The sequence below is a fragment of the Synechococcus sp. 63AY4M2 genome, from assembly GCF_002760475.1.
Classification (GTDB): domain Bacteria; phylum Cyanobacteriota; class Cyanobacteriia; order Thermostichales; family Thermostichaceae; genus Thermostichus.
Genome location: NZ_AXUX01000001.1, coordinates 2742897 through 2748779 on the forward strand (window position 1 = coordinate 2742897; position 5883 = coordinate 2748779).

2 protein-coding genes, 1 tRNA gene, 1 pseudogene and 1 CRISPR repeat array are annotated in these 5883 nt (G+C 60.3%); of the genes and pseudogenes, 3 read left to right on the forward strand and 1 reads right to left on the reverse strand.

The window, feature by feature from the left end; all coding sequences use genetic code 11:
* The first annotated feature begins 17 nt into the window (after window positions 1-17).
* Window positions 18-204: a CRISPR direct-repeat array (repeat unit 37 nt; unit sequence GTTTCCAATTTCTAGGGATCCCCCCGAAGGGGGAACT).
* Window positions 205-513: 309 nt separating this feature from the next.
* Both SYN63AY4M2_RS12170 and SYN63AY4M2_RS12175 read left to right on the forward strand, forming a co-directional pair.
* Window positions 514-2484, forward strand: a complete 1971-nt coding sequence (locus SYN63AY4M2_RS12170; RefSeq protein WP_099887414.1) for a tetratricopeptide repeat protein — start codon at window positions 514-516, stop codon at window positions 2482-2484.
* 43 nt (window positions 2485-2527) lie between these two features.
* Window positions 2528-2611: transfer RNA gene (locus SYN63AY4M2_RS12175), tRNA-Leu, on the forward strand.
* Here SYN63AY4M2_RS12175 and SYN63AY4M2_RS12180 read toward each other — a convergent pair.
* Complete coding sequence (locus SYN63AY4M2_RS12180) at window positions 2612-4717, reverse strand: glycosyltransferase 61 family protein (RefSeq protein WP_099887415.1); 2106 nt, start codon at window positions 4715-4717, stop codon at window positions 2612-2614. It abuts the tRNA gene before it with no gap.
* Between the two features lie 240 nt (window positions 4718-4957).
* On the opposite strand from SYN63AY4M2_RS12180, the pseudogene SYN63AY4M2_RS12185 reads away from it, so the two are divergent.
* A pseudogene (locus SYN63AY4M2_RS12185) lies at window positions 4958-5883 on the forward strand (photosystem I reaction center subunit X); the annotation flags it as partial.

Sequence of the window (5883 nt, forward strand, 5' to 3'; positions counted from 1 at the left end):
ACTTTGAGTACTGACTAGTTTCCAATTTCTAGGGATCCCCCCGAAGGGGGAACTTGAGGAGCACAACAATGAACGAAAAACTGAATATGGGCAATGTTTCCAATTTCTAGGGATCCCCCCGAAGGGGGAACTGCGCAGCCTGATTCGGTTGCGCATAGAGCGCGGAGGTTTCCAATTTCTAGGGATCCCCCCGAAGGGGGAACTCTACCCCTATTAAACCCAAGCGGGGCAAGGAATGCAAGACCTATTTGCGAGGGGGTCGGTCGAAGAGGGCAAAAAAAGGCCTTGCAGAGGGGGGGTGAGAGGCCTGAAAGCCTTGTGGCGCAAGGCATCGAGCGGGTCAACGAAAAAATCGGCTTTTGCGGGTTTTGGCGAGGCGATCGCAGAAGCGTTGATACCGTTTTTATGTGCTTTTGGCAACATGAGACCTAGGGAGAGGAAGGCGGCGAGGGGGGTTCTAATCGGAGCTGGAGGGCCTATAGTGAGGAAAACTCTCCAGCTTCCCTTGTTTCAATGTCGGATCTCGCCCCCAAGGATAAGCTGCTGGCCGGGATCCAGGCCCAGCAGGCTGGCGACTTGCGAACAGCGGAAGCCATTTACTCGCAAATTCTGGCGGAGTTTCCCGATCAACCCGATGCCCTGCACCTGCTGGGGACGGTGGCCCAGGCCAAGGGGGAGGGGGAATGGGCGGCTGCCTTGATTGCCGAGGCCATTGAGCTCAATCCCCACGTAGCCCTCTATCATCACAACCTGGGCGTTGTCTATGAGTCTTTGGGGCAACTGGAAAAGGCTCTATCTTGCTATCGGCAGAGCCTGAGCCTCAATCCCAAGGCTTACCTTTCTGCCTTTCAAGCGGGCAAGATTCTTGTTAACCTAGGCCGCCACGAAGAGGCAATCTCCTTGCTGGGCTCCCTGTTAGAAAATCCAGATCCACTAGCAGGGATCCCTTGGGCTGAGGTGCATTTTTGTCTGGGGATAGCCCATCGCGAGCAAGGGGAACACAGCGCGGCTCTGGATCACCTGGAAAAGGCATGGACTTTGGATCCTAACTTGGTGCAAGCCCGCTGGCTTTACCATCTCTATCTGCCGGCTATCTATCAGGATGAACAGGAGCTACACCGCTTTCGCTTGCGCTTTGTAGAGCACCTGGATCGCCTCATTCAGGAGACGCCTCTAGACACCCCAGAGCAGCGGCGGCTTGCCTTTTTAGGGTCAAGTTGGGGAACGCCTCACCTTCTGCAGTACCAGGGCTACGACGACTTGGAGCTGCAGAAGAAATACGCTCAGTTGGTGCAGCGCATTGTGAAAGCCTCCTACCCCGATTGGGAGTATCTTCCCCGGCAAGCCCGGCCAGGGGATCCCATTCGCGTTGGGTTTGTCTCGGCCTCCATGCGCGCTTGCTCTTACAGCCGCCTTTCCTTGGGGTGGGTGAAGTACTTAAAGGCCCGCTCCAAGCAGCCTTTCCAGGTCTTTGCCTACCACTTGGATCCCAGAGTTGATTTCCTGACGGAGCAATACCGTCAGCATGCCGATGTCTTCCGCCACATTCCCACTGGCTTTGAAGAGGCTGCCCGCCAAATTTTGCAGGATCAGCTGGATGTTTTGGTGTACCTGGAAATTGGCCTTTCTCCCCTTATGTTGCAGCTGGCGTCCCTGCGGCTAGCCCCAGTCCAATGCTCCACCTGGGCTCATCCGGTTACTTCGGGACTGTCGACCATTGACTACTTTCTCTCCAGCGACCTCATGGAGCCTGAAAATGGGCAGGCCCACTACAGCGAAACCTTGGTCCGGCTGCCCCACCTGGGTACCTGTTTTGAAAAGCCCGTTTTGCCTCCCCAGAGACGTTACCGCCAGGACTTTGGTCTGCCTCAAGAGGCCGTTGTCTATCTCACCTGCCAGTATTTGGGCAAGTACCTGCCGCAATACGACTACCTTTTTCCAGCTATTGCTCGGCAAGTGCCCAGGGCCCAATTTGTCTTCCTGGCCTTGCCCAATGCTGCCATTGGTCAGCGCTTCTGGCAGCGGCTTGCCTCCATCTTTTCCAGCTATGGTCTTGCGGTGGAAGACCACTGTCGAATCCTGCCCGCCTTGGACCATCAAGACTACCTAGATCTCAATCGCTGCGCGGACATCATGCTGGACTCCTACGGCTGGTCGGGCGGGATCACCACCCTGGAAGCCATTGCTGCCGGCTTGCCGGTGGTCACCTGCCCTGGCCGGTTTCTGCGGGGCCGCCACACCTACGCCATCCTCAAAAGAATGGGCCTTGAGCTTCTAATTGCCCCAGACCTCCAGCGCTACGAAGAGCTGGCCGTACAACTGGGAACGGATCCCCAATTTCGGCAGCAAATCGCTCAGCAAATCCAAGAGCGGCGCGACCTGCTTCTTGAGGATCGAGACTGCGTGGCGGCCTTAGCCCATTTCCTGCGCCAGGCTGTCTGCCAGAAGCTGGCATGCCATACTCTCCCTATAGAAGCCTCCTAGTCCCCCACAGCAAACCCTTTGGTAGAGTAGTACGGCTACTCCAGGGATCGTGGCGGAATGGTAGACGCTACGGACTTAAAATCCGTTGTTCCTCAAGAACGTGAGGGTTCGAGTCCCTCCGATCCCATTACTGCAGCCCTGTTTGCTCTAGCAAGGCCAGTAGAGCCGGAACCGGCACCCAGGCATCCTCCCGATCCAACTCTGGGCTGGCCAACAGGGCCACCAGGGCCGGGTCACAGGTTGGAGCCAGCAGGGGAAAGTAGTTCAGCCCCACCACCTGGGCCAGGCTCCAGAAGTAGGGGAGCACGGCATTGGTGGGGAAAATCTCGATAACAACAGTGCCAGGTTGACAAAAGGCAAGATTGGTCAAGCCCGCCCCGTGGATCCCAATGACTGCCTCTGCTCTCTGCATCAGGGCTATCTGTTCGCCCGGAGAAAGGGCTTCCAGTTGCACAGACACAAATCCCCAGGGGCGCAAAGCCTCGAGAACCTCTGCCTCGTCAATGACCCGCCTCCAGCGGGCAGCCCGACGACTAATGTAGATCCGCCGCGGTAGCCCCGCCGCCTGCCCCAGAGGAGCCAGTTGCTGCAGCACCTGCCAGCCCCTGGGGGTTAGACACCCCACCGGCCCCGCCAGCGAGGGCACAATCAGGTTCTGCGCTTGCACATGGGATCCCCCCGCCTGCTCAAAGCTGAGGAGGCGCTCGCTTGGGATCCCCAAGGCAGCTAAGCTTTGCACCTGGAAAGGCTTGCCCTGGTAGCCGTGAACCAAGAGGGGGATGTCCTTTTCGAGGACGCCGGAGCGGCGTAGGAGATCGAGGGCGGGCAGGATGTCCACCATCCAATGGAAGTAGTTGACTGCCCCCAGGGGCAAGAGGGCGACAGGGCCATCCAGCGGAATTGGCGGCGGCAGGTGGGGCAAGTCCAAAACGGGGTGGTGTTCTAGGTGAGCCGGCTTCCAGTCCCAGTCGAGAAACTCCGGCGGCGGCAAGCTGGGGGAGACATCGGCCAGCAACTCACCCCTACGGGTAAGCACGGCGCTGGCAAAGCTGGCGTAGAGGTGGCGGGGATAGTGGCCCACGTGCACGGATCCCTGCGGAATCTGGGCCACAAAGGTCTCGGCCAAGGGGATCCGCTGCGAGCGCAGCTTTTGCCCAATGGCAGGGTCAGCCGTAGGAGGAGCTTGGAGACAGAGAACCCCTTCTGGATCCACCACCTGGTAGCTGCCCTCGCCGGTGGCCTGGTGCCACTGCCGGGTGGTAAGGTAACCCTGGCTGGGCACTGGCAGGGGGTTGCCAGCACTGGGCGGTGGGCTCTGGCAGGCTGGGGAAGGAAGGGTTGCCTGCGCAGGGAGCCAGCGCTGCTGCCAGGCGCGGTACCGCTCCTGCCAAAGGCTGCCAGGGGATCCCTGCAGGGCCTGCTCCAGCTCCAGCCGCAGGAGGCTGTCTCTGCCGCTGCCCTCACACCAGGCCTGTAGCCACTCCCGCTCCGCCGCCAGCGCCTGCCGGAACTTCTCCCAAGCCCCCTGCGGGTCATTCCGCCGCACCTGAGCCTCTACCCAGTAGCTGTAGAGCTCTGCTGTCTGGGTGCCCCGCGCCGCTGCCTCCTGAAAGCAGGCCACCGCCTGCTCCAGCTCCCCCAGATCCAGCCAAGCCAGGCCCATCTGCACCCAGGGATCCCCCCACTCTGGCCTTAGCCGCGCTGCCTCCTGGAGAGGGGAGAGGGCCTCCCGCAACCGGCCCAGCTTGAGCAGGGCCAGGCCCCAGCGCCAAAAGCTCTCCGTGGCCGTTGGATCCCAGCGGCAGGCCTCTTCAAACCACTCTGCTGCTTCTAGCCACAGTCGGCTGCGCTCCTGGACTAGGCCAAGGCGATGGGCCGCCAACGCCGCCTCTGGGGCAGCGCCACTTTCTAGCAACTGCCGATACAAAGCCGCCGCCTGCGGCCACTGCCCCCTTTCCCACAGCCCCTCTGCCAGCTCCAGCAGTCCCTCTGCCCAGCAGCGGGTAGCCTCAGCTTCGGCCCCTAGGAGGGCCAGACCCTCCTGCCAAGTGAGCTGCGCCTCTAGCTCCCGCCCCAGGAGTAGGTAGGCAGATCCCAGCCACCAATACAGCAGGGGCTCTTGGGATCCCTGCTCAAGCTGCCGCTGCAAACTTTGAGCAACAGAGCCGTAGCATCCCTGTTCCCAGTCTGCCCGCAGAGAGTCGGGAAGGTGCAAAGAAGGGTCAGAGGCCATGGTTTTTGACGAGAAGGCAACTGAGAATGAGTGTTACAAACTGCAACAACCTCCCCACTCCGGGCGCATCCCCCTAGTATTCTAGGCTTGGCTTCCCCCTCAGGGACGCGGCGTCCATTCCTCCCCAACTCTGAGAGGGATGGGGGCCGGTTTAGCTAAGTCCATGGGTCAGCCCCTTTCCCGGGGCATCCTCCCTGAGCCTTGTCGGCAGTTTTTCGATAAACGGAGTTTAAGAGAGCGATGGGTATCAACGCATCTGGCGGCGCAGTCGTCTCCAGCCCCCGTCTTTACCAAACCGTGCCCCTCTCCACCATCTCCCAGGCAGAACAGCAGGATCGCTACCTCTCGCGCACCGAGCTGGATCGCCTTGACGACTTTTTCTCCAGCGGTCTGAAGCGGCTGCAGATTGCCGAGGTCATCGCCGCCAACTCCGAAATCATTGTCAGCCGGGCTGCCAACCGCATCTTCACCGGCGGCTCCCCCATGGCCTACCTGGAGCGGCCAGAAGTCACTCAAGACGAGAAAGAAGCCTTTAAGCTGGGCACCGCCTTCTATGTGGAGTCCACGGGTGGCTTCCTCGAGGCCATCCGCAATCTCTTCAGCGCCAGCGGCGTGGAGATCCCGCCCAACTTCCGCCCCATCAACATCTCCCGCTACGGGGCTGCCAACATGCGCAAGTCCCTGCGGGATCTAAGCTGGTTCCTGCGCTATGTCACCTACGCCCTGGTGGCCGGGGATCCCAACATCCTTGTGGTTAACACCCGGGGCCTGCGGGAGATCATCGAAAACGCCTGCTCTGCCGAGGCCACCATTGTCGCCATCCAAGAGATGAAGCGGGCCTCAGCCAGCTACTTCCGCAAAGATGGCGAGGCGGTGGCCATCATCAACCAGTATTTCGACGTGCTCTTGAGCGAGTTCATTGCCCCTGCTCCCTCCGACAAGCTGCGGCAGCGCAACGCCAGCACCGCCGATGGCCTGCCCTTGCAAGGGCTACAGCTACCCCAGGTTTACAACTTGGCCGCAGAAAAGGTTCCCGTCTTTGCCATGAAGCCGGGGCTTTCCAATGCTGAGAAAGAAGAGGTCATCAAAGCCGCCTACCGGCAGGTGTTCGAGCGGGATATCCGCCGTGCCTATGGCCTTAAGCTGGCCGACCTGGAGTCGAAGGT